Origin of the sequence: Frondihabitans sp. VKM Ac-2883 (genome assembly GCF_015350875.1) — a bacterium.
Lineage (GTDB): Bacteria > Actinomycetota > Actinomycetes > Actinomycetales > Microbacteriaceae > Frondihabitans.
Map to the genome: position 1 here is coordinate 80779 of NZ_JADKSF010000011.1, position 21584 is coordinate 102362.

Annotated in this window: 23 protein-coding genes; 12 read left to right on the top strand and 11 right to left on the bottom strand. The window is 68.6% G+C overall.

What is annotated here, in order from left to right; genetic code table 11:
* Positions 1 to 41: 41 nt before the first annotated feature.
* Positions 42 to 1109 (bottom strand): ATP-dependent DNA ligase, encoded by a 1068-nt coding sequence (locus ITJ49_RS16560; RefSeq protein WP_194606659.1) that lies wholly within the window; start codon positions 1107 to 1109, stop codon positions 42 to 44.
* Between the two features lie 169 nt (positions 1110 to 1278).
* Here ITJ49_RS16560 and ligD point away from each other — a divergent pair, with 169 nt between their 5' ends.
* Positions 1279 to 2301, top strand: a complete 1023-nt coding sequence (gene ligD / locus ITJ49_RS16565) for a non-homologous end-joining DNA ligase (protein ID WP_194606660.1) — start codon at positions 1279 to 1281, stop codon at positions 2299 to 2301.
* 8 nt (positions 2302 to 2309) lie between these two features.
* On the opposite strand, the gene ITJ49_RS16570 is transcribed toward ligD, so the two are convergent.
* Positions 2310 to 2867, bottom strand: a complete 558-nt coding sequence (locus ITJ49_RS16570; RefSeq protein ID WP_194606661.1) for a hypothetical protein — start codon at positions 2865 to 2867, stop codon at positions 2310 to 2312.
* A 111-nt stretch (positions 2868 to 2978) separates the two neighbouring features.
* Entirely contained in the window at positions 2979 to 3929 is a 951-nt protein-coding gene (locus tag ITJ49_RS16575) for a patatin-like phospholipase family protein (protein ID WP_194606662.1), read from the bottom strand.
* A gap of 97 nt (positions 3930 to 4026) precedes the next feature.
* Here ITJ49_RS16575 and ITJ49_RS16580 point away from each other — a divergent pair, with 97 nt between their 5' ends.
* The 3 genes from ITJ49_RS16580 to ITJ49_RS16590 all read left to right on the top strand — a co-directional run bounded on the left by ITJ49_RS16580 (position 4027) and on the right by ITJ49_RS16590 (position 6115).
* Entirely contained in the window at positions 4027 to 4527 is a 501-nt protein-coding gene (locus ITJ49_RS16580) for a hypothetical protein (RefSeq protein WP_194606663.1), read from the top strand.
* 50 nt (positions 4528 to 4577) lie between these two features.
* Positions 4578 to 5090 (top strand): hypothetical protein, encoded by a 513-nt coding sequence (locus tag ITJ49_RS16585; RefSeq protein WP_194606664.1) that lies wholly within the window; start codon positions 4578 to 4580, stop codon positions 5088 to 5090.
* A 92-nt stretch (positions 5091 to 5182) separates the two neighbouring features.
* Entirely contained in the window at positions 5183 to 6115 is a 933-nt protein-coding gene (locus ITJ49_RS16590) for a hypothetical protein (protein ID WP_194606665.1), read from the top strand.
* Positions 6116 to 6198: 83 nt separating this feature from the next.
* On the opposite strand, the gene ITJ49_RS16595 is transcribed toward ITJ49_RS16590, so the two are convergent.
* From ITJ49_RS16595 to ITJ49_RS16605, 3 genes are read right to left on the bottom strand one after another with little or no spacing between them, the layout of a single operon-like run.
* Positions 6199 to 7839, bottom strand: a complete 1641-nt coding sequence (locus tag ITJ49_RS16595) for a long-chain fatty acid--CoA ligase (protein WP_194606666.1) — start codon at positions 7837 to 7839, stop codon at positions 6199 to 6201.
* 31 nt (positions 7840 to 7870) lie between these two features.
* Complete coding sequence (locus ITJ49_RS16600) at positions 7871 to 8329, bottom strand: acyl-CoA thioesterase (RefSeq protein ID WP_370544584.1); 459 nt, start codon at positions 8327 to 8329, stop codon at positions 7871 to 7873.
* Positions 8330 to 8333: 4 nt separating this feature from the next.
* Positions 8334 to 8975, bottom strand: coding sequence for a QsdR family transcriptional regulator (locus ITJ49_RS16605; RefSeq protein ID WP_194606667.1), 642 nt, complete (start codon positions 8973 to 8975; stop codon positions 8334 to 8336).
* 106 nt (positions 8976 to 9081) lie between these two features.
* Here ITJ49_RS16605 and ITJ49_RS16610 point away from each other — a divergent pair, with 106 nt between their 5' ends.
* From ITJ49_RS16610 to ITJ49_RS16625, 4 genes are read left to right on the top strand one after another with little or no spacing between them, the layout of a single operon-like run.
* The gene (locus ITJ49_RS16610) at positions 9082 to 10272 is read left to right on the top strand and encodes an acyl-CoA dehydrogenase family protein (RefSeq protein WP_055957391.1); all 1191 of its coding nucleotides are present in this window, start codon (positions 9082 to 9084) and stop codon (positions 10270 to 10272) included.
* 10 nt (positions 10273 to 10282) lie between these two features.
* On the top strand, positions 10283 to 11485 hold the full coding sequence (locus ITJ49_RS16615) for an acetyl-CoA C-acetyltransferase (protein WP_194606668.1): 1203 nt from the start codon (positions 10283 to 10285) through the stop codon (positions 11483 to 11485).
* 47 nt (positions 11486 to 11532) lie between these two features.
* A complete protein-coding gene (gene fabG / locus ITJ49_RS16620) occupies positions 11533 to 12378 on the top strand; it encodes a 3-oxoacyl-ACP reductase FabG (protein WP_194606669.1) in 846 nt (281 codons plus the stop codon).
* A gap of 20 nt (positions 12379 to 12398) precedes the next feature.
* A complete protein-coding gene (locus ITJ49_RS16625; protein WP_194606670.1) occupies positions 12399 to 12863 on the top strand; it encodes a MaoC family dehydratase in 465 nt (154 codons plus the stop codon).
* 301 nt (positions 12864 to 13164) lie between these two features.
* On the opposite strand, the gene ITJ49_RS16630 is transcribed toward ITJ49_RS16625, so the two are convergent.
* Positions 13165 to 13665 (bottom strand): heme-binding protein, encoded by a 501-nt coding sequence (locus tag ITJ49_RS16630; RefSeq protein ID WP_194606671.1) that lies wholly within the window; start codon positions 13663 to 13665, stop codon positions 13165 to 13167.
* 58 nt (positions 13666 to 13723) lie between these two features.
* On the opposite strand from ITJ49_RS16630, the gene ITJ49_RS16635 reads away from it, so the two are divergent.
* Both ITJ49_RS16635 and ITJ49_RS16640 read left to right on the top strand, forming a co-directional pair.
* On the top strand, positions 13724 to 15118 hold the full coding sequence (locus ITJ49_RS16635; RefSeq protein WP_194606672.1) for a sensor histidine kinase: 1395 nt from the start codon (positions 13724 to 13726) through the stop codon (positions 15116 to 15118).
* A 728-nt stretch (positions 15119 to 15846) separates the two neighbouring features.
* On the top strand, positions 15847 to 16128 hold the full coding sequence (locus ITJ49_RS16640) for a hypothetical protein (protein ID WP_194606673.1): 282 nt from the start codon (positions 15847 to 15849) through the stop codon (positions 16126 to 16128).
* 146 nt (positions 16129 to 16274) lie between these two features.
* On the opposite strand, the gene ITJ49_RS16645 is transcribed toward ITJ49_RS16640, so the two are convergent.
* Positions 16275 to 17288 (bottom strand): NADPH:quinone reductase, encoded by a 1014-nt coding sequence (locus ITJ49_RS16645; RefSeq protein WP_194606674.1) that lies wholly within the window; start codon positions 17286 to 17288, stop codon positions 16275 to 16277.
* A gap of 8 nt (positions 17289 to 17296) precedes the next feature.
* Positions 17297 to 17788 (bottom strand): MarR family winged helix-turn-helix transcriptional regulator, encoded by a 492-nt coding sequence (locus ITJ49_RS16650; RefSeq protein WP_194606675.1) that lies wholly within the window; start codon positions 17786 to 17788, stop codon positions 17297 to 17299.
* Positions 17789 to 17849: 61 nt separating this feature from the next.
* Between ITJ49_RS16650 and ITJ49_RS16655 the strand changes: the two genes are divergently transcribed.
* Complete coding sequence (locus tag ITJ49_RS16655) at positions 17850 to 18266, top strand: hypothetical protein (RefSeq protein WP_194606676.1); 417 nt, start codon at positions 17850 to 17852, stop codon at positions 18264 to 18266.
* Positions 18267 to 18275: 9 nt separating this feature from the next.
* Here the strand turns inward: ITJ49_RS16655 and ITJ49_RS16660 are convergent, their stop codons facing one another.
* Both ITJ49_RS16660 and ITJ49_RS16665 read right to left on the bottom strand, forming a co-directional pair.
* Positions 18276 to 19040, bottom strand: coding sequence for an HNH endonuclease family protein (locus ITJ49_RS16660; RefSeq protein WP_194606677.1), 765 nt, complete (start codon positions 19038 to 19040; stop codon positions 18276 to 18278).
* Between the two features lie 150 nt (positions 19041 to 19190).
* Positions 19191 to 20537: an MFS transporter gene (locus ITJ49_RS16665; RefSeq protein WP_194606678.1), complete on the bottom strand. Its 1347-nt coding sequence runs from the start codon at positions 20535 to 20537 to the stop codon at positions 19191 to 19193.
* 78 nt (positions 20538 to 20615) lie between these two features.
* On the opposite strand from ITJ49_RS16665, the gene ITJ49_RS16670 reads away from it, so the two are divergent.
* Positions 20616 to 21473 (top strand): LysR substrate-binding domain-containing protein, encoded by an 858-nt coding sequence (locus tag ITJ49_RS16670; RefSeq protein ID WP_055957417.1) that lies wholly within the window; start codon positions 20616 to 20618, stop codon positions 21471 to 21473.
* Positions 21474 to 21584 lie beyond the last annotated feature (111 nt).

The window sequence follows — 21584 nt, forward strand, 5'->3', positions numbered from 1 at the left end:
CTACTCCCTGGTAGGGCGGAACGTTGGCTCGCCCCGCCGGTTCAGGCCACCACGTCGCCGAAGTCGTAGGCGGCCGGGATCTCGAGTTGGTCGTAGGTGCACGACGGCGCGTCCCGGTCGGGCCGCCAGCGGTCGAACTGCACGGTGTGCCGAAAGCGGCGCCCCTCCATCTGGTCGTAGCGCACCTCCACCACGCGGGTCGGGGCGAGGCGCACGAACGAGACGTCTTTGCCCGACGAGAAACGGCTCCGCTCGGTCTCGCCCGTGACCGCCTCACCGTCGTCGTCGCGCACGACATCGGGTGCGAGCTCGTCGACCAGCTCGGCCCGACGCTTGTCGGTGAATGCCGAGATGCCGCCGACGTTTTGCAGGGCGCCGTCGGCGTCGTACAGGCCGACCAGGAGCGACCCCACGCCGGATCCTGAGGTGTGGACTCGATAGCCGAGCACGACGACATCCGCCGTGCGGTGGTGCTTGATCTTGAGCATGCGGCGCTTGCCCGGTTCGTAGACCGAGCTCAGGGGCTTGGCGACGACGCCGTCGAGGCCCGCTCCCTCGAACTCGTCGAGCCAGCGCCTCGCGACCTCGACGTCGTCGGTTGTGCGGCTGAGGTGGAGCGGCGCGCGGAACGACGCCGAGAGGTCGACCAGGGCGGCTCGCCGCTCGGCGAACGGAACTCCGGTGAGATCGAGATCGCTGCAGGCCAGCAGGTCGAACGCGATGAACGACGCGGGAGTCTCGCTCGACAGGGCCGCGATGCGCGAGGCGGCCGGGTGGATCCGGGCCGACAGGGCCTCCCAGTCGAGCCGCTCCGCGCCCGGTTCTCCGCGGCGCACGACGATCTCGCCGTCGAGAACGCAGGATCCGGAGACCTGGCTCGCGATCTCGGCCACCAGCTCGGGAAAGTACCGCGTCAGCATCTTCGATCCGCGGCTTCCGATCTCGACCCTGCTCGGCCCGTTCTCCTGCTCTTCGACGTAGATCAGGCCGCGGAAGCCGTCCCACTTCGGCTCGTAGACGAGGCCGCCCTCCACCGAGTCGGGTTCGGGCACCGTCGGCACGGCCTTGGCGAGCATCGGCGTGACCGGGTTCTCCGCGCTGGGGATCATGCGTGCCAGTGTGCTCTCGTCCGTCGGCGGGTGTTCCTGTGCCGGGTGGGCGGGCGTTCCCCGTGAATGGGCGGGTGTCGTGTGGTGTGGGCGGGTGCTGCAGCACCCGCCCACACCACACAACGCCCGCCGACTTCACCGGCCCCCGGCGAGAGCGGTAGCGTGACGCATGGCATCCGACGCAGTGGTCCTCGAAGTACCCGGCCCCGACGGGACGCGCGAGGTACGCATTTCGTCGCCGGGCCGCATCCTCTACCCCGAGGTCGGCATCACGAAGCTCGATCTCGCGAAGTACCTCGTCGCGGTCGGCGAGCTGTTCGTCGAGCACAACGGTGGGCGGCCGATCTCGCTGCAACGCTTCTCGGGCGGCATAGACGGGGAGCAGTTCTTCTCGAAGAACCCGCCGAAGGGCGCACCGTCGTACATCCGAGCGCCCGACGTCACCTACCCGAGCGGCCGCGTGCACCCGCAACTCGTGATCGACGAACCCGCCGCCGCTGTCTGGGGCGCGCAGATGAACACGGTCGTGTTCCACCCGTGGGCCTCCCGCGCCGACGCCCCGGACTTCCCGGATCAACTCCGCATCGACCTCGACCCGCAACCCGGCACCGACTTCGGCGATGCCATCCCGGTCGCTCTCGCGCTGCGTGACGTGCTGGCCGACGCCGGACTCACCGCGTTCATCAAGACGAGCGGTAACCGCGGTCTGCACGTGTTTGCTCCCATCGCGGCCGAGCACGAGTTCCTCGAGGTGAGGCACGCCGTGATCGCTGCCGCGCGCGAGCTCGAGCGGCGGATGCCCGAGCGGGTGACGACGAACTGGTGGAAGGAAGAACGAGGCAGACGAATCTTCGTCGACTTCAACCAGGCGAATCGCGACCGGACCATGGCCGGCGCCTACAGCCCGAGAGCCCTGGCCGGGGCCACCGTGTCGGCGCCACTCGGATGGGACGAACTAGGATCCGCGGATCCTGCGCTCTTCACCGTGCTCAGCGTGCCCTCGCGGCTGGCGTCGACCGGCGACCCGTGGCACGGAATGCACGAGGCGCCGGGTGCCTCGATCGCCCCGCTGCTCGAGTGGTGGGCCCGCGACGTCGAGGCCGGTCTCGGTGAGCTGCCGTTCCCGCCCGATTTTCCGAAGATGCCAGGCGAGCCCCCGCGGGTGCAGCCGTCGCGCGCCAAGAAAGGGTGAGCTGCGGGCTAGGAGTCGAAGAGGAGCACGAACATCTCGTCGAGATACGCCGCCAGGTCGCGGCGGTCTCCGGGGGAGTTCCAGGCGAGGACGACTCGCGAGCCGTCGATGGACAGTGAGCCGTCGCCGCGGGCGAGAGACTCAGGATCCAGGGCGATCGCCTCGTACTCGAAGTTCACGACCTCGCCCTCGGCGAAGTGCCCCTTGGTCGCGGCGACCCGCTCGGCACGGCGCTGCTCCACCGACAGCGACAGGCTCTGCGGTCGGCCGGTCTCGGTCGCGCGCGTGATGCGGCCGACGCGAAAGAGGCGTGCGTCGCTCGTGACCAGCAGGATGCCGAGGCGCCAGGCCCGGCCGACCGGCGCGATCTGGACACTGGTCTTGAATGGGCCGAAGCCGCGTGGCAACCGCACCTCGCCGAGAGCCTCGTCGCGAGCGCCCGAGGCGTCGAGCCGCTCGACCGTCGCCCGCAAGAGCCGCTCGAGGTCAGCGGCAGCCTGCGCGGGGTCGGTTGCGGGCTGGGCCGAGTCGTCGGAGTAGTCGGAGTCGTCGGGTGCGTCGGTCATGCGCCGGGGTGAGCGGTCGGGTCGGACGAGACGGCCGCCGAGATCGCAGTTCGGGTCGGGAGCACCCGACGAGAACTGCGATCTCGGTGCACGGCGTTCACGCTGACGAGCTCACGCCTGCCAGAACGCGCGGACGGACTCGGCGACGGATGCCCCCTGAGCTCGACCGGCGAGAGCCGACGGAACGCGCGACGCGTCGTCGAGCGAGTTGCCGCCGAACGCCTGGAGGCTCGAAGCGTCGGCCGACACCACGAGCACGGCGCTCGGGCTGTCGGCGTCATCGCGGAGCCCGGCAACTGCCGCGTCGAGCTGCGGGCCCATGGGGCTCCGAGCGTCTTCGGCGCCGCACGACAGCACGAGCACCCGGTCGTAACCGGCCGCGATATCGGCGTTCGTCGCCGAGCGGGCGCCGCCGTCGATGTAGTGCACGCCGTCGATCTCGACGGTCGGGAAGACGAGGGGCACGGAGCAGCTCGCGGCGACGGCGCGCGCTAGCGGGATGCCGTCGGAGGAGTCGATGACCCGGAATTCGCCGTCTTCGGCATTCACGACGCAGACGCCGAGCGGGGCGGACGGCCAGCCGGCGGCCTCGGGGAACTGGGCGCCGACCTGCGCCAGCAGCGGCGACTCGGCCCCCTGCGAGAAGGCGATCGACGCACGGCCGAGGCGGGCACGGGCGTCTTCCGGGCCGGTCGCGCCGGCGACGACCTCGGCGAGGCGCTGACCGAACGTGGCCATGTCGAGGGCGGGTGCGGGTGCGGCCGCGCTGTCGGGCGAGGTTCCGGTGCCCTCCGGGGGGATACCGGCGGCGGCAGCATCCGCGGCGCCGAACGGAGCGGCCGAGGTGGCCTGGGCGTCGTACACGGCGTCGACGTGGCCGAAGCGGAGAATGGCTCCCGCCACGGATCCTGCGCTCGTTCCGACGACCAGATCGGCGGCGCCCACATCGATGCCCTGGGACTGCAGTTCAGCGAGAACACCGAGATGCCAGGCGATGCCGGCAATGCCACCCCCTCCGAGGACGAGTGCGCGGCGAGGGGACTCAGATGTCGTTCCTGTCATGATCCGAGCCTATTCGCGTCATCCTGGCTAGGCTTTCACTTTCCGGGGGGAACCGATCAGACGCCTCTCCGTGTCCCGAACCGAGAGAAGCCATCCGATGAATCTGTCAGCACGCCTCCGTACCGCTGCTCCTGCCGCTCTGCTCGCCGGGATGCTCGTCGTCTCCGTCGCCGGGTGCTCGTCGTCCGGCGGGGGCTCGGGCTCGAACAAGGCGGCCGGCGACAGCACGAGCACCCCAAAATCGAGCGAGGCGTCCGGATCGTCGACGCAGACGAAGTCCGAGGCCTGCTCGCTGATCAAAGACTCCGTGCAGAAAGCTTCGTCTGAGATGACGGCGTCGACGACCAAGATCTCGACCGACCCGGAAGCGGCCATCGCGGCCATCCAGAAGTTGTCGACCGCTTTCCAGAAGACGGAATCGCAGGTGACCGAACCCGGCGCCGCGGACGTGGTCAAGCCGGCCGGCGAAGACCTCAAGGCCTTCGCAAAGGCCGCGCAGACGATCGAGAGCGACCCGCAGGGCACCCTGAAGAAGCTCCAGGACCTCTCGCCGACCATGCAGAAAGACTTCGCCGCCGTCGGCACCTACTGCTCCTAGGGTTCTCTCCGCCGGGTTGTTCTCCCGGATTCGTTTGGTAGAGGTAGTGCATGCCTCTCCACCGCGCCCTCGGATCGACCGCCCTCGCCGCCGCGGTGCTCGTCGTGGCCGCTGCCTGCTCGCCGATCGGGCCGGGGGCCGGGGTGTCGGATCCTGCTGGGTCTGGGTCTGGGTCTGGGTCCGGTTCTGGTTCTTCGGGTGGCTCGGCCACCGGCACGGCGACGGCCTCGGCTGCGGTGAAGGCGGCGACGTGCAAGGCGCTCAACTCGTCGCTCGACGACGTGACCTCGAAGCTGTCGTCGACCGCGAGCAGGTTCGCCGCCGATCCGTCGTCAGCCGTCTCGGCCCTCGAATCGGCGACGACGACGGTGCAGGGCGTCGTCTCAGAAATCCAGGATCCGCGTGCCAAGACGCTCGTGCGCGACGTCTCCGACGACCTCGGCACGCTCACCACCGCCGTGCAGAATGCCGCTGAGCACCCCCTCACGGGTGCGCCCCGAGTCCAGCGGGCCTTCGCTGCCGTGCAGAAAGACGTGGCGGCGATCACGACGTACTGCGGCTGACCTCGTCTCCACCCTCGCGTCGCTGGCGCTGTTCTCCACCGTCGGCACGTCGTGGCGGCTGGGGCCGGTGACGGTTCGGCCACGCTTGGGGGATGGACCCGCGCTTCGTCACCCCCGCCCAGTTCGCTGCCGGCGGTGATCCCGGTCGGCGGCTTCGGCGGGAGGCTTCTCGGGGCACTTTCATGCGGGTGCGGCCGGGGCTGTACCTCCCGGCCGAAGACTGGCAGCAGTTCTCGGCGAGGGAACGGCACGTCACCGCGGTGCGGGCATTCCTCGTGCGTGCGGGCCCGCACGTTGTGGTGAGTCACGCCTCGGCCGGGGCGGTCTGGGGCTTTCCCGTTCTCGACGAGTGGCCCCAGCGCGTGCAGGTCATTTCACCCCGTCGGACGACGGGCAAAGTGACCTCGCGTGTGGTGCTGCATCCCTCGAGACTCGCGGTGGAGGTCGGCATCGTGCGGGGCATCCCATGCACGTCGGCAAGCCGAACCGCGGTCGACATGGGTTTGGCCGGCGGATTCCTCTCGGCACTCCTCGCGTTCGATTACGTGCTGGCGACAGGACTCGTTACTCGCCAGGAGCTGCACGATGAGATCGCTCTGAGGTCAGGCTTCCGCGGCATCGCCGCCGTGCGTGCGGCCCTCGAGATCGCCCACCCGGGGTCGAAATCAGCGGGCGAATCCATCAGCAAAGGGCAGATCCATCTCCTGGGTTTCGAGACTCCTGAGCTGCAGAAGAAGTTCACCTGCCCCGGGGGTCGCACCTACTACGGAGACTTCTGGTGGAAGACGGTGGGCCAGATCGGTGAGTTCGACGGCGGGCAGAAGTATCTCGACGAACGGATGCGAGGTGGCCGGACGATGGAGCAGGTGCTCTTCGACGAGAAGGATCGCACCGACGCGCTGCTGGCCCTCCCTGAGGTGCGCAACATCGTCAGATGGCGCTATGCGGTCGCCAGGAACCCGAGCCGCCTCCAGGAGATCCTCGTTCGGGCAGGCATTCCCCTCCGTGACTCTCGCAGGAGGTGAGGCACCCCCGGATGGCCAAACAACCCCCGGATGCCACCCCATATTTGGCCAACTCGGGGTGCCTCCCGGCTGGTGGGGCGGGGCTAGCGGCGCGGGGGCCGAGCAGCAGGAACCGCAAGCGCAGCAGCAGCGAACTCGCGCTGCAGCTCTCGCTTCAGCACCTTGCCGCTCGCACCGATCGGCAGGGCCTCGACCACGTGCACCTCGCGCGGGAACTTGTAGGCCGCGAGGTGCTCACGCACGAACGCGATCACCGACTCGCAGTCGAGCGACACACCGGGGCGCGCGATCACCGCCGCGTGCACCTCCTGCCCGTGCACGTCGTCGGGCACGCCGAACACGGCCGCGTTGGCGACGAGGGGGTGCCGCATCAGGCAGTCTTCGACCTCGCTCGGATAGACGTTGTAGCCGTTGCGCACGATCATGTCTTTCTTGCGATCGACGATCGTGACGATGCCGTCGGCGTCCTTCGTGCCGAGGTCGCCGGTGTGGAACCACCCGTCGACCATGGCGGCATCGGTCGCCTCCGGGTTGCCGAGATAGCCCTTCATCAGGTTGTGGCCGCGGATCACGATCTCGCCGAGCTCGCCGTCGGGCAAGAAGACGACGTGGTCTTCGACGTCGGGCTGGACGATCTCGACATCGACGCCCCAGATGGCGCGTCCGATCGTGCCGGGGCGCGGATCCTTGAGGTCGTTGACGGTCGCGACCGGAGAGGTCTCGGTGAGCCCGTAGCCCTCCTGGATGACGGCGCCGAACGTCTCTTCGAAGCGTTCGAGCACCGCGACCGGAAGAGCGGAGCCGCCCGAGACGGCATAGCGGAGCGGTGGGCGCAGGTGGCTCGCGGCGGGGGAAGAGGCAGCGGCGAGAAGGCCGATGTACATCGTGGGTACGGCGGTGAAGATGGTCGTGCGGGTGTCGACCATCAACTGGAGCGCCTCGGCCGGGTCGAACTTCGGCAGCAGCACGATGGAGGCCCCGCGCCGGAACACCGTGTTGAGCACCGTGGTCTGACCGAAGGCATGGAAGAACGGGAGTCCGCCGAAGACGACGTCGGTCGCGGCCATGTCGGTGCAGTCGATCAGCTCGGTGCTGACCTGTTCGATCATCGCGAGGTGCGAGCCGACGGCGCCCTTCGGGTGACCGGTCGTTCCCGAGGTGTAGAGGATCGTCGCAGCCGCCAGAGGGTTGACCGACTCGTAGCGGTCGATGGGAGTGGCTGTGGCGGCCAGAACCTCCAGGCGATCGACGGGCACGGGCGTCGGCGCGTCGAGGGGAAGCAGCACCGACACGATGGGCACACCGGCGGCCGCTGCGGCGGGAAGTGCCTCGCCGAGCTGCGGCGCGGCGACGATAGCCAGGACGGCACCCGAGTCGCGCAGCACGTATTCGATCTCCTCCTGCTTGAACAGCAGGTGGATCGGCACCACGATAGCCCCGAGCGAGAGCACCGCGTAGTAGGCGCGGCAGAAGTCGGGCACGTTCGGCAGGATCAACGCCACCCGGTCGCCCCGCCCCACACCTCGGGCACGGAGGGCTCCGGCGTAGGCGCGGGTCTCGTTCCAGAGTTGCCCGTACGTTGTCGTCTGCCCGCGGAAGTGCACGGCGGGGCTCTCGGGATGCCGCGCGGCTGTCTCCGACAGGATCGCCGCGATCGACAGGGTGCCGAGGCCCGGACCGCCGAGGAGGTCGGCGGTCGAGGGGGAGGAGGTGGTGAACGTCATTGTTCGGTCCTTTCGAAGAACGAGGGAAGAGCTAGTGAGAGGCGGGGACGAGCTCGAACGCCGCCTCGAGAGCGGTGCGGATGCGCTCGGGAACAGGCACCGGGCGCCGATTCACCGAGTCGACGAAGACAGTGACGAAGGTGCCGTCGGCGAGCAGCGAGTCGTCAGAGGAGCGCAGGATCCGCGGCGACCACGCCAGGCTCGTCGTTCCGATCCGCACCGATCGCAGCTCGACCACCAGCTCCTCCGGAAACCCCGCCGCCGCTCTGAACTGGCACGACGACGACACGCAGAACCCGATCACCTCGTCGTGCAGCGGGTCGAGGCCGGTTCTGCTCATGAACCAGGTGTTGATGGCGGTGTCCATCGCCTGGTAGTAGATCGTGTTGTTGAGGTGGCCGTACATGTCGTTGTCGGCCCACCGGGTCGCGATCCTCTGGCGATACGGGTCGGTCGCGGTGGGCGTGCTCGACGGGGTCGTGGTGGTCACGGTGTCATCCCTCCCGGAGAACGTAGGCGAAGGCGGCCCGGGCGCGGGACGCGCTCGGCATTTCGCCGGTGATCAGGTCGGCGTAGGTGAACGACTCCGACACCCGCACCAGCAGGTAGGCCAGGTCGTGCGTCTCGAGGTCGAACGCCATGCTCCCGGCAGCCACTTCGGCCTCGAGCATGGCCTCGACCGTGGCGAGGTAGCGGCGCTGCACCTGGCTGTCTTTCGTCGTCAGCACGCGCAGGGCCCGAGTCGGCTCCTTCTTCAAAAAGCCCTGGAAGTACGGGGCCGCGATCAGAGTCTCGACGAAGTCGCCAAGGATTGAGGTGAGCCGAGCCGCTCCGGTGAGATCACAGGCGCGTTCGAGCCGCACGAGGGTCGGCTCGGCAAGCGACCACAGCACCTCGTTCAGCAGGGCGTCGCGGTTGCCGAGCCAGCGGAAGAGCGACGTGCGGTCGACGCCGAGACGCGCTGCGAGATCGTTCATATCGACCCGCTCGCCGGCGAGGAAGGTGCGGCGGGCGAAGACGAACGCACGGATGGTGTCGGGGTGGTCGCCGCGGGCGAGTCGTGCCGCGAGCTCGGAGGGCACCCGCTGCGCGGCGAGTGCCGCGAAGGCCACGGGTGCTTGGGTCGGCGTCGACATGACCCCGACTCTAGGTCTCCTAAGAAGCTCGTGCAACATTTTGCAAAACGATGCATGATGGTGTCACACCTGATCGATCGTCAAGCAATGGAGCTGAACCGTGACTGTGACCACGTCGAAGACGAACTACCTCTCGAGCGACTTCTACTTCGCGCAAGACGCGTTGACCGCCCGCGAGAACGACAACATCCACGACCTCCGGGCCTACCTCGAATCCGAGGTCGCCCCGATCGCCGACGACTTCTGGGAGCGCGCCGAGTTTCCGCACCAGGTGATCAAGCCCCTGGCCGAGCTCGGCGCCTACGGGCCCATCTGGGAGGAGTCGCGCCAGTTCGAGAACACCGCGAAGTACCGCGGCTGGGCCGCCCTCGAGTCGGGGCGCGTCGACGGCAGCGTGTCGACGTTCATCGGCGTCACCTCCGGTCTCGCGATGGGTTCTATCGGCCTCGCCGGCAGCCCGGAGCAGCGCGCGGAGTGGCTGCCCAAGATGGCCACCGGCGAAGTGATCGGTGCATTCGGTCTGACAGAACCGCTCTCAGGATCCGACGCGGCCGGCGGCCTCCGCACCACTGCCACGCGTCACGGCGACAGCTGGACGCTGAACGGCCAGAAGCGCTGGATCGGCAACGCCACCTTCGCCGACGTCGTCGTCATCTGGGCCCGCGACACCGCCGACGGCCAGGTCAAGGGATTCCTCGTCACCACCGACACCCCCGGTTTCACCGCCACCAAGATCGAGCGCAAGCAGAGCCTCCGTATCGTGCAGAACGCCGACATCACGATGACCGACGTCGTCGTGCCCGAAGAGCGTCGCCTTCAGCTCGCCAATTCGTTCCGCGACACGGCCAAGGTGCTGCTGCTGACCCGGGCCGACGTGGCATGGCAGGCGATCGGCAACTCGATCGGCGCCTACGAGTCAGCCGTCGCCTACGTCACCGAACGCGAGCAGTTCGGCAAGAAGCTGTCGTCGTTCCAGCTCGTGCAAGACCTCCTGTCGCGCTGCCTCTCGAACATCTCGGCGTCGATCGCGCTGTGCATGCAGACCTCCGACCTCCTCGACCAGGGGCGCCAGACCGATGCCCACGCGTCGATGGCCAAGTCGTTCGCCACGTCGAAGATGCGCGAGACGGTGGGCTGGTGCCGCGAGGTGATGGGGGGCAATGGCATCGTGCTCGACTACGGTGTCGCCCGTCGGTTCGCCGACGCCGAGGCCATCTACTCGTTCGAGGGCACTCGTGAGATGAACTCCCTGATCGTCGGGCGCGCCATCACCGGCACGAGCGCCTTCGTCTCGTAGGGCGCCGATCATGACCGATGCTGTCATCGTCGCCGTCTCCCGCACCCCGATCGGGCGTGCCATGAAGGGGTCCCTCCGCGATATCCGCCCGGACGACCTGGTCGCGTTCGCGGTGCGCGACGTCCTCTCGAAGGTGCCCGAGTTGGATCCTGAATCCATCGACGATCTGCTGATGGGCTGCGGCATGCCGGGCGGTGAGCAGGGCATGAATATCGCCCGCATCGTCGCGGTCGCCCTCGGCTACGACCGCCTGCCCGGCACCACCGTGAATCGCTACTGCTCGTCGAGCCTGCAGACCACCCGCATGGCGTTCCATGCCATCAAGGCGGGCGAAGGCGACGTGTTCATCTCGGCCGGTGTCGAGTCGGTGTCGAGCGCGGCACGAGGGTCGAGCGACTACATCCCCGGCGAAGATCTTCGCAACCCGCTCTTCCCGACATTCCAGGATCCCGCGGGCGTCTGGGTCGATCCTCGCTCCCGGGGCGACCTGCCCGACCCCTACATCTCGATGGGCGAGACCGCGGAGAACGTCGCCGGCCTGCTCGGCATCTCGCGCCACGAGCAGGACGAGTTCGCGGCACTCTCGCAGAACCGAGCCGAACAGGCCATTCGCGACGGGTTCTGGCAGCGCGAGATCACACCGTTCACCCTGCCCGACGGCACGGTCGTCTCGGTCGACGACGGCCCTCGCGCCGGAGTCACCATAGAGACGCTCTCGGGACTTAAGCCGGTCTTCCGCCAGGAAGGCACCGTGACGGCGGGCAATGCCTGCCCGCTCAACGACGGGGCCGCAGCGCTCGTCATCATGAGCGACACCCGCGCTGCGCAACTCGGCATCACACCGCTGGCGCGCATCGTGTCGACCGGCGTCACCGGGCTCTCGCCCGAGATCATGGGCCTCGGTCCGGTCGAGGCGTCGAGGCAGGCCCTCGCCCGCGCCGGCATGACCATCGACGACATCGACCTCGTCGAGATCAACGAGGCATTCGCCGCCCAGGTCATCCCGTCGGCCCGCGAGCTTGGCGTCTCGCACGACAAGCTCAACGTGCACGGCGGGGCGATCGCCGTCGGGCACCCGTTCGGCATGACCGGCGCCCGCATCACCGGAACGCTGCTGAACGGGCTGCAGACGCGCGACGCCACCTTCGGCCTCGAGACGATGTGCGTCGGCGGCGGCCAGGGGATGGCGATGGTGGTCGAGCGGCTGTCGTAGAGCACCGCCCGTCGACCCTCGCGCATACGAACACGAAAGGAACCACCATGACCGACCAACACAGCGTCTCTGCGCAGCACCAGGCTTCTGACCAGCACGGCGCTTCTGACCAGCACCGCGCTTCTGACCAGCACAGCTCTTCAGACCAGCGCATCGCGATCGTGACCGGGGGAGCGCGCGGCATCGGCGCCGCCGTCGGAGCCCGACTCGCACGCGACGGAATGGCCGTCGCCCTGATCGACCTGCGGCAGGAGGATGCCGATGCATCGGCCACCGCCATCACTGCCGCGGGCGGGACGGCGATCGGTGTTGCGGCCGATGTCTCGGACGAGGCGTCGGTGAAAGCGGCCGTGGAGACGGTCGTCGAGAAGCTCGGCCCGCCGACCGTGCTGATCAACAACGCCGGGATCCTTCGCGACAACCTGCTCTTCAAGATGAGCGTCGACGACTGGGACGCCGTGCTCGGAGTGCACCTGCGCGGCGCCTTCCTGATGAGCCGCGAGGTGCAGAAGTACCAGGTCGAGGCGAAGTGGGGGCGCATCGTCAACCTGTCGTCGTCGTCGGCGCTGGGCAACCGCGGGCAGGCGAATTACTCGGCCGCGAAGGCCGGCATGCAGGGCTTTACGAAGACGCTGGCGATCGAGCTCGGGCCGTTCGGGGTCACCGCCAACGCGATTGCTCCCGGGTTCATCGAGACCGCGATGATCGAGGAGACGGCCAGGCGCATGAAGGTGTCGCTCGACACGTTCCTCGAAGAGGCGGCGAAGCAGATCGCCGTTCGCCGGGTCGGTCAGCCCGACGACATCGCGGCGGCGGCGGCGTACTTCTGCTCGGAAGAGGCGGGCTACGTTTCGGGCCAGGTGCTTTATGTGGCGGGCGGGCCGCTCGATTGAGCGGGGCGACTGAGACGTCGGTGCCGGCTGTCTTCGCGAGTCCGGCCGACCTCGTCGGAGCAGAGGGCAGGATCCTTGGCCCGTCGTCGTGGGTGACCATCGAACAGGGGCGGATTCAGGCGTTCGCTGATGCCACCGGCGACCAGCAGTGGATTCACACCGACCCGGCGCGCGCGGCTGACGGTCCGTTCGGAGCGACGATCGCCCACGGCTTCTTGACGCTCTCGCTTACCGCCGCCTTCGCGGAGGAGTTGCTTCGCGTCGACGGCACAGCCCAGGTGATCAACTACGGGGCCGACAAGCTGCGGTTTCTGCAGCCGGTGCTGGTCGGCAGTCGCGTGCGCGCGGTCGGCGAGATCACGTCAGCTGCGTCCGGCGCGAGCGGCGTGCGGCTCGGTTACCGGCTCACCATCGAGATCGAGGGCGTGGAGCGGCCGGCGCTCGTCGTCGACACGGTGACGCTCTTCGTGCCGGGGTCCGCCTGACCTAGCGGCGTTCTGCCCGCCCCGGTGCAAATTCGAGAGCGATCCCGGCGGGCCCGTCCCACCCGTTGCAGGCGGTTGCGGCCGAATGTCAGCGGCGGCGGCCGGATCCTGAACCGCCCGTTGCTGAACCGCCAGCAGCACCTCGGCGCTGACGGATCTTGCGAATGACGGTCAAGACGACGGGCAGGTATTTGAGAAGGCGGATCATGGGGGGCTCTTTCGCTAGACACGGGAGGGTTCCGGATGGATCGCCCGTCTAGAACTGAACCAGTCGTGCCTGGGCAGTCGAGTCAGTCGGGGTTCAATTTGCGAGGTACGAACGAATTGCAGTGACCACGAGGTCGTGGTCGATCACGTCTTTGAGGCCCGACGCCGTGATGGTGCCCACGATCGATCCGTCGACGACGATCGGGAACGACCCGCCCGACACGGCGAACTCGTCGTCGATCTGGTGCGGGGTGCCCGAGGCATCGGCCTCGAGCCGGGTCAGCAGCGACGGCTGTGCATCGCGGAGGGCGACGTTCGACTTGCGACGCAGCCAGCTCGTGGTGTCAGCCGAGACGCCGCCGAGCGCCGCCTTGTAGACGATGTGCTCGCCGAGCACGACCTGAACGGCAAGCGCGAAACCGCGCTCGCGCACGATTTCGGCGGCGAGGGTGCCGAGTGAGTACGCCGCTTCCTGATCGAAGGATCCGACGGAATCGAAAGTGAGCTCGGCCAGCTGGGCGCGGACCTCGTCGGGCGTGAACTCCGGCAGGGCGGTCTCGGTGAGGGGGCTCTCGGGCAGCGGGGCGTCGGTCATGCCCCCATCCTGTCAGCCCTCCCGTCGGTGTGGGAGGCGCGCACAGTAGGGTCGGCCTATGCAAGACGACGGCGGCTGGGTCGAGCTGGCTCCGGCGAGCGCGCCCCGAGACGCGGGTTGGCCGGTGCGCCGCCGCCGGATCCTCGTCGGTGCCGCTCTTCTCGCCCTTTTCCTCGTCGCCCTTGTCACGATCGGCGGACTCGTCGCCGCCCGCCAACTCGCCGAGGAGGAAGCCGCTGCCACCGCTGCGTCGACCACCAGTCTGCTGTCGACCGCGGTGATCGTTCCCGTGCTGTCGGACTCGCTCGTTCGCGGCACCGTCGGTCAGACACAGTCCGCCCGGGAGGCGCTCGACGAGGTCGTCCGGGGCTGGATTGTCGGTACGGACGGCGTGGTCCGAGTGAAGCTGTCGACCGAGGCCGGGGTGATCGTCTACTCCGACGAGGCCGACCTGATCGGGCGTACGTCTCCGCTCGATCGGCACGATCGTGCGACTCTCCGTGCGGGAGGGCTGGACGCGCACGTCGTTGATTCCGACGCAGCGGGCGAGCGGTTCGACGACGATTTGGGAACGCTTCTGGTGGCATACCGGGGAGTCGAGACGCCCGGCGGGACGAAGCTGCTCGTCGAGGTCCTGTTCGACTACGACCGGCTCACCGAGCGTTCCGGTCAGGTCTGGCTGCGGTTCGCGGGTGTCACGATCGGAGTGATCGCCGTGCTCGTCGTGCTGCTCGGGTCTCTTATCGGCTGGTTGCTCTCGCGGCTGGCACGGGAGGACGCCGCCCGACGAGAGGAACTCCGCGCAGAGCTCCAGTTGGCTCTCGGTGATGCCGCCGACGACCGTCGACGTCTCGCCGAATCCCTCCGCGACGGCGTCGTGCACGAGCTGACCGGCACGGCCCGCGCCCTCTCGGCCGCGTCGCAGGAACTCTCACAGACCGATCCGGTGCGATCCCGCCTGCTCGCCACGTCGGCCCGTCACGTCCGCGATGGGCTGGGCGGCCTCCGCACCCTCCTCATCGACCTGCATCCGGCGACGTTTTCTGTCGGAGCCCTGGCCCCGGCCCTCGACGATCTCGCTGCCCGGGCGCGCAACCGTGGGCTGACGGTGCGCATCGATGTGCCCGACAGAACCGGCCTCGACGCCGACGAGGAGCGGCTCGTCTTCCGCGTGGCCCGGGAGTGCTTTGCCAACACCGTGGCGCACGCACACGCCGGCCACCTCACGCTGACGCTGCACGGGCGCCTCCTCGAGATCGTCGACGACGGGGTCGGCTTCGAGCTCGGTTCGGAGCTGGGTGGGCCGGTACTCGAGGGCTCTGCGCTTCAGGATCCCGAGCGGCGCCGATCTGGCTTGCGGATCCTGGTCGACGCCGCCCACACCTCCGGAGCCTCCCTCTCCATCCGCACCGCCCCAGCCCAGGGAGTGCGCGTGCGCCTTCGCCTGCCGTGACGGGCGTCTTCGTCTCCCCAGCGGTCTGTACGTCGCGTATCCACCCTCACCTGTGACCCCGAGGATCCGGCGGCTCGCCCCCGAGGCCACCCTGTCGGATGCGCCGTCAGCCTCTGCCCTCCTCCCTGCCCTCCCGTCGGTTTCTCGTCAGCCGCGCCCTCGTCTCGGGTGCGGGTCGCAAGCGACTTCGAGCCCAAGACCTCCGGTCACCGCATCACGGAGTCAGGGCCGTCGGAGGAGAAGGTCCGGCGCTGATTGACAGGTGTCGCGACTACGCGCCGCTTCTCGCCGAGGGGCACCTTTTCAGTCACCTGACAGCCGCTGAACTTTGGGGACTACCGCTACCGCTCGACCCCCGGGGACAGATTTACGCTCTCCATGTCACCGCGACGGCAGCCGTGCGCGAGCCCCGTCGCCCCGGTGTCGTCGGGCACACCGGGTCGGGGATCAGGTCAGTTCGTCATCTCGGTGTCAACGTCGTCGGGCCGGTTCGGGCTTGGATCCAGTGCGCCGAGCTGCTCGAGGTGGACGATCTGGTGATCATGGGTGATGCGCTGCTCTCCAAATGGTCGCCCTTTGCGGCTGCTCGGTTTCACCGCATCGGTGATCTCCGACGACTTCTCGATCGCTGCTCTGGACGCCGGGGGATTCGGAGGCTCCGCGAGGCTATCGAGCTCATGCGGCCCAAGTCGTGGTCGCCGAAGGAATCAGAGTTGAGGCTTCTGATTATGAGGTCGGGCCTGAGGGAGCCCGACGCTCTCAACGAGAAGGTGCACGCGGCGGATGGTTCAGCAATCGGGCGACCGGATATGCAGTACAAAGACGCCCGGGTCTACGTCGAGTACGAGGGTGACCATCATCGAACGAATAAGGAGACCTTCCGCCTCGACATCGTCAAGCGAGAGCGTCTCGCCGATGAGGGCTGGCGTGGGATCCGTGTCACCGAGCTCGACCTGTCCGAGCCCGCTAGTCTCCTCCGCCGGTTATCTCGCTACATCCCACCCGCGTGATGCCCCTCTTTTCTCTCTCCGCGACGCGAGACTCCACAAGTGGCCCATGCGGAGAACCACCATGGGCCATTTGTGGAGTCTCGCCGCCGCGGGGGCGGGGAGGGAGGGTAAGCGGGGAGGGAGGGAGACAGGAGGGCAGGCCGCAGCTACTCGGAGACGTCGATCAGGACCTTTCCGGTCACCGCATCCTGCACGGCCTGGTGCGCGGCAGCGGTGGATGCGAGCGGGAACCGCACCAGGGGCAGGCCCGCCGCCTCGCCGACCGGCAACACGCCGGCGATTAGCGCCTCCGTCACGTCTTCGACGGCGGCCCGCATCGCCTCCTCGCCGATCGTGTAGAGCAGCACGAACTGGTAGCGCGTGTTCTTCGTCATGTTGGGGCGCACGGCGAGCTCTGCCGTGTCGCCGCCGTCGTCGGCGTACATCGACACGACCGACCGTTGTCCGGTGACGGCGGCGTCGAGCTCGGCGTTCTTCACGATCGAGACCTCGACGATGATGTCGACACCGTCGGGTGCGATCGACTGGATGACGGTTGCGGCGTCTTCGGTCTTGTAGTTGACGATGTGGTGGGCCCCGGCCGTGCGGGCGAGTGCGGCCTTCTCGTCGGACGAGATGGTCGTGATCACGGTCGCTCCGGCCCAGCGGGCCAGTTGGATCGCGGCGTGGCCGACGGCTCCGGCGCCGCCCTGGACGAGCACGACCTTGCCCTCGAGTGCCCCCGGGGCCAGGCGCGACGGCCCGCCTTCGAGCACGGTGAGGGCGCGGTGGGCGGTCATGGCCGGCACACCCATTGTCGCGCCGACGTCGAAGCTCACTCCGACGGGCAGCTTGACGACGCGCGCCTCGGGCAGCACCGTGTATTCCTGCGCGGTGCCGGTGGGGCGGTTGCGGGCCGAGAGGTAGGTCCACACCCGGTCGCCGACTGCCAACAGTGTCACGCCGTCGCCGACCGCGTCGACCGTGCCGGCGCCGTCCTGGTTCGGCGTCACCTCGTCGAAGTCGAGCTCGCCCTGCGCCCTCGATTTCCAGTCGGTCGGGTTGACCGCTGAGACAGCGACGCGGATCCGCACCTCGCCCGGCCCGGGCTCGGGGATCGGGCGCTCAACGAGCTGCAGGACGTCGGGGGAACCGGTGTGCGTATAGACGATGGATCTCATACCCGTAGTCAACTCTCCCGAGCGAAAAGCCTTCCCGAAGGATCCAGCCGCCCGAGAATCGCCGAACTGATCTCTCCGAGCTGCGTCACCTGCTCCGGCGTCAGCGCGCCGATCACCGATTCGCGGACGGTCGCCACATGCCCGGGGGCGGCCGCCTGCACGGCGCTCCAACCGGCGGCGGTGAGCGTCGCATTGGTCGCGCGGCGATCCTCGGCGCAGGGGCTGCGCGCCACGAGCCCCTGCTCCTCCAGCCGGGAGACGACCCGCGACAGGCGGGGGAGCGTGGCGTTGGTGCGTGCCGCGAGTGCGGTCATGCGCAGGGTGCGGTCGGGCGCCTCCGAGAGCATGGCCAGGGTGAAGTAGTCGAAGTGGGTCAGACCGTCGTCGCGCTGCAACTGCGAGTCGAGCACCCCGGGCAGCAGCTCGACGACGGCCGCGAAGCGCACCCACGACGCACGCTCGGAGTCGCTCAGCCAGCGGGGAGTGCCGTCAGTCGTCATGACCTCGATCGTAGCGAGTTGCTTGTGTCGACAACTAAGCGGGCGCCTCTACGCTTCTGGCATGGACGACCGCTTCCGCCTCGACGGCACCGACCTCGGCATCGACCGGGCCGCGTCGGTGGCCACACTGGGCACCGACGGCGAGCTGTACCTCAGGATCCAGAGCGCGCACGTTCCCGAAACCGTGGCCGAGTGGGCGACGGTGCCGCCTCGGATCCTCGTCTCGGGTTTGCCGGTCCGCTTCGACGACGAGGGCTTCGGTGCGACTCTCGACCAGGCGCGCCACGACGACTTCGCCCTCGGCGACGGCGAAGCGGTGCTCGTGCTCAGCGCGCGGTTCGACCTTTTCGGTCGCGTGACGATCCACGCCGGTGATCGCGTACGGCTCGTCGTAACGGCTGCCACGCCGTGGTCGCCGGAGCCGTGGCGGATCGACGTCTCGCTCGCCTTCGGCGGCCGCCGGAGAGCGTCGATCTAGAGAGGCCTTTTACGGGCAGGAACTCAGGATCCGCGACATCGCCGCTCGCTCCGACGAGGTGACCCACAAGCCGTACTTCGCCTTGACCTGGATCTGGCGGGTCACGTACACGCAGCGCGACCCGGTGTCGCTAGGCAGCCACTCGGCGGCATTCTTGTTGCCCTTCGAGTTGTTCGAGTGGCCGTCGACCGCCTGGAGTTCGAGGGGGTCGTTGGCGAGGGCTTCGCGCTGGGCCTGAGTGAGGTTCTGCCCGCCCGTCCGCCAGGCGTCGCTCAGCGGCACTAGGTGGTCGATCTGCACCTCCTCGGACGACTCGGGCCCGCGCACGAAAGCCACCTTTTCGCCCGAGTAGAGCGACCGGAGGGTTCCCGACCGCACCTTGCAGTCGGCCGACCGGGTGATCGATGTCAGGTCGCGAGCCAGAATGTCGTTGCGGGTGTCGCAGCCGTTGTGGTCGACGTCTCGCCAGGCGTCGCCGAAGTCACGCTCGCGGTCGTAGCGGACGCCGGTCGCCCAGGGCCTGACGGTGAGCCCCGCGAGGCTCTTTCGCGCGGCCGCGGCCGGAATAGCGGCGGGCGTGGCGGCGGCATCGGTCGTACCCGCCGTTCCGCTGCTGCCGGCGTCGGACGTGCTGCTGCTGCCAGCGGGGTCGTACCCGAGAGGCTTGAGTGCGCCGGAGGTCGCCAGTGCTCCGATGACGAGCACGGCACCGAGCACGACCAGGCCGAGGAGCGGGGTGTTCTGCTGGCGGCGGCGTCTGGGCGTGCGGGGCATCCGTCTATTCTCGCAAGCTCGACGCCGCTCGAAGTCACCGGGCGAGATGGCCCATTCGGCCGCATGCGGGTCGAGACGGCGTCGGTCGGGCCATCTCGCGACACCCGGCCACGCGGTGCCCAGCGTGGCACGGGGCAACATGCAGGGGAACTAAGCGACCCGGTGGTCGATGCTCAGCATCGGAACGTGGTGCCGAACCCGAACGTGGAGCGAGAGCTGCCCACGTCGCGCGAGTGCGACCGCCGCGATGAGCGCGGCGAGCGCCGGCATACCTCCCGACACGAGCATTCCGATGTGCACGCCGAACGTCTGCACGATCCAGCCCATGAGCGGCCCGCCGATCGCCTGACCACCGAGCAGCACGAGCACGTAGAGCGACATAACCCGGCCCCGCACTCCGATGTTGCTCGACATCTGCACCAGTGAGTTGGACGCCGTCTGGAAGAGGAGGGCGGAGAGCCCGACGCCGACGAGCAGCACGGCGAAGGTCGCGATCGACGGCATCAGGCCGGTCGCCGCCTGCACGATGCCGGTGACCCCGACGCCGATCACGACGGTGCGCAGCCGGATGTTGGCCCTGCGAGTTGAGAGCAGCGCGCCGACGAGCGCACCGACCGCGACCATCGAGTTGAAGAGACCGTAGCCGCCGGCGCCGACGTGGAACACCTCCGACGCGTAGGTCGCCAGCAGAACGGGCATCGTGAGACCGAACACCGCGAACACCGCGACGAGAAAGACTGGCCAGATGATCGTCGGCTTGCCCGCCGCGTAGCGGAGACCCGCTCTTAGCGCGCCCTTCTGGCGAGGTGCCGGCGCCGACCGGTGCATGTCGGCCGTGCGCAGCATCGAGAGCATCACGACCACGAGCACGCAGGCGATGCCGTTGATGACGAATGCCCACCCGGCGCCGACCGCGAGGAGGAGCACGCCGGCGATCGCGGGGCCGATCATGCCGCCGAGCTGGAACACTGAGGAGTTGACGCTGATTGCGTTGCGGAGGTTTCTCGGGCCGACGAGCTCGGTCACGATCACCTGGCGCGCCGGGTTGTCGATGACGGTGACGAGGCCGGTGGCGAACGCTATGGCCCACACCATCCAGGCCTCGACGCCGCCCGAGAGGGTGAGGGCCGCGAGGCCGAGCGACAGCACGGCGAAGGTCGATTGCGTGATCATCATCAGCATCCGCTTCGAGAAGCGGTCGACGAGTACCCCGCCCAGCAGACCGAACATCAGCATCGGCGCGAACTGCATGGCGACGGTGATGCCGACGGCGGTGGCGCTGCCGGTGAGTTCGAGCACCAGCCAGTCTTGGGCGACCCGCTGCATCCACCCGGCGGTCATGGCGACGAGGTTGCCGGCCGTCCAGATGCGGAAGTTCGGCACCGAGAGGGCGATGAAGGTGTGCCGCCACGGAGGACGCTCAGTGGCGATGGTGAGAGGTTCGGTCGGGGGGAAGGCGAGAGTAGACGGTTTTGTCGTCGTCGACGTGGACACCATTCGACGGTAGGGCCGATCGGGGCATTTTGATCCCGAATGCCTCTTATCAAGGTCATTGGATTCTGCAATAGTGGGGTGATGTACGACCCCACGCTGCTTCGCACGTTCCTCGTCGTCGCCGAGACGCACAGCTTCACTCAGGCCGCGGCGCGGCTCGGCATCAGCCAGCCGACAGTGAGCCAGCACGTCTCCCGGCTCGAGAAGGCGGCGGGTCGTCTCCTCGTCGCCCGCGACACCCGCGAGGTGGCGCTCACCGACAACGGCGACGCGATGGCCGGATTCGCCCGGACGATCCTCGCGGCGCACGCCTCCGCCGAAAGCTACTTCTCGGGTTCGGCCATGCGGGGTCGGCTGCGCTTCGGTGCGGCAGACGATCTGGCAATCACTCAGTTGCCGCGGATCCTTCGGCACTTCCGCCAGCTCTACCCCCAGATCAACCTCGAGCTGACCGTGAACCAGTCGATGCCCCTTCGGCGCCGTCTCGCCTCGGGGCACCTCGATCTCATTTTCGTCAAGCAGAGCGCGGGGGAGTACGAAGACGGCACACGGGTGGCCGGCGACCCGATGGTGTGGATGGCACAGGAGCGCCTACAGCTCGACGCCGACCAGCCGGTACCGCTGATCACGTATCAGGCGCCGAGCCTGTCGCGGCAGATGGCGATCGATGCGCTCGAGGCCGCGGGGCGCACCTGGCGGATCACCTGCAACACGCGTGACGTGAACGGCATCCTCGCGGCCGTCCGTGCTGGCATCGGGGTCGCAGTGTTTCCGTACTCGTTGATCCCCGCCGACCTCGTCAAGGTCTCGGTGCGCTTTTCGCTTCCCGGGCTCGGCGACGTCGACTACGTGCTCGTCGCCAATCCGTCGTCGCCGCGCGAGCCTGTCGATGCGCTGACGTCGGCGATCCTGAGTCGCGGCGTGTCGCGGGCGGAGTAGCGCCGTGTCGCGATCCGTGCGCCTTGTCATCAGGGGCGTCCGTCGCCGTTGGCCTCCGATCCGCCGCAAAACGTCTCCAGGGGGGGGGGGGGGGGGGGGGCGGGCCCGGCC

What these genes read in the sequence shown, in the direction of transcription:
- ITJ49_RS16560 (WP_194606659.1), bottom strand. Translation starts at nt 1,109, where the DNA reads ATGATCCCCAGCGCGGAGAACCCGGTCACGCCGATGCTCGCCAAGGCC.
- ligD (WP_194606660.1), top strand. Translation starts at nt 1,279, where the DNA reads ATGGCATCCGACGCAGTGGTCCTCGAAGTACCCGGCCCCGACGGGACG.
- ITJ49_RS16570 (WP_194606661.1), bottom strand. Translation starts at nt 2,867, where the DNA reads ATGACCGACGCACCCGACGACTCCGACTACTCCGACGACTCGGCCCAG.
- ITJ49_RS16575 (WP_194606662.1), bottom strand. Translation starts at nt 3,929, where the DNA reads ATGACAGGAACGACATCTGAGTCCCCTCGCCGCGCACTCGTCCTCGGA.
- ITJ49_RS16580 (WP_194606663.1), top strand. Translation starts at nt 4,027, where the DNA reads ATGAATCTGTCAGCACGCCTCCGTACCGCTGCTCCTGCCGCTCTGCTC.
- ITJ49_RS16585 (WP_194606664.1), top strand. Translation starts at nt 4,578, where the DNA reads ATGCCTCTCCACCGCGCCCTCGGATCGACCGCCCTCGCCGCCGCGGTG.
- ITJ49_RS16590 (WP_194606665.1), top strand. Translation starts at nt 5,183, where the DNA reads ATGGACCCGCGCTTCGTCACCCCCGCCCAGTTCGCTGCCGGCGGTGAT.
- ITJ49_RS16595 (WP_194606666.1), bottom strand. Translation starts at nt 7,839, where the DNA reads ATGACGTTCACCACCTCCTCCCCCTCGACCGCCGACCTCCTCGGCGGT.
- ITJ49_RS16605 (WP_194606667.1), bottom strand. Translation starts at nt 8,975, where the DNA reads ATGTCGACGCCGACCCAAGCACCCGTGGCCTTCGCGGCACTCGCCGCG.
- ITJ49_RS16615 (WP_194606668.1), top strand. Translation starts at nt 10,283, where the DNA reads ATGACCGATGCTGTCATCGTCGCCGTCTCCCGCACCCCGATCGGGCGT.
- fabG (WP_194606669.1), top strand. Translation starts at nt 11,533, where the DNA reads ATGACCGACCAACACAGCGTCTCTGCGCAGCACCAGGCTTCTGACCAG.
- ITJ49_RS16630 (WP_194606671.1), bottom strand. Translation starts at nt 13,665, where the DNA reads ATGACCGACGCCCCGCTGCCCGAGAGCCCCCTCACCGAGACCGCCCTG.
- ITJ49_RS16635 (WP_194606672.1), top strand. Translation starts at nt 13,724, where the DNA reads ATGCAAGACGACGGCGGCTGGGTCGAGCTGGCTCCGGCGAGCGCGCCC.
- ITJ49_RS16640 (WP_194606673.1), top strand. Translation starts at nt 15,847, where the DNA reads ATGAGGTCGGGCCTGAGGGAGCCCGACGCTCTCAACGAGAAGGTGCAC.
- ITJ49_RS16645 (WP_194606674.1), bottom strand. Translation starts at nt 17,288, where the DNA reads ATGAGATCCATCGTCTATACGCACACCGGTTCCCCCGACGTCCTGCAG.
- ITJ49_RS16650 (WP_194606675.1), bottom strand. Translation starts at nt 17,788, where the DNA reads ATGACGACTGACGGCACTCCCCGCTGGCTGAGCGACTCCGAGCGTGCG.
- ITJ49_RS16655 (WP_194606676.1), top strand. Translation starts at nt 17,850, where the DNA reads ATGGACGACCGCTTCCGCCTCGACGGCACCGACCTCGGCATCGACCGG.
- ITJ49_RS16660 (WP_194606677.1), bottom strand. Translation starts at nt 19,040, where the DNA reads ATGCCCCGCACGCCCAGACGCCGCCGCCAGCAGAACACCCCGCTCCTC.
- ITJ49_RS16665 (WP_194606678.1), bottom strand. Translation starts at nt 20,537, where the DNA reads ATGGTGTCCACGTCGACGACGACAAAACCGTCTACTCTCGCCTTCCCC.
- ITJ49_RS16670 (WP_055957417.1), top strand. Translation starts at nt 20,616, where the DNA reads ATGTACGACCCCACGCTGCTTCGCACGTTCCTCGTCGTCGCCGAGACG.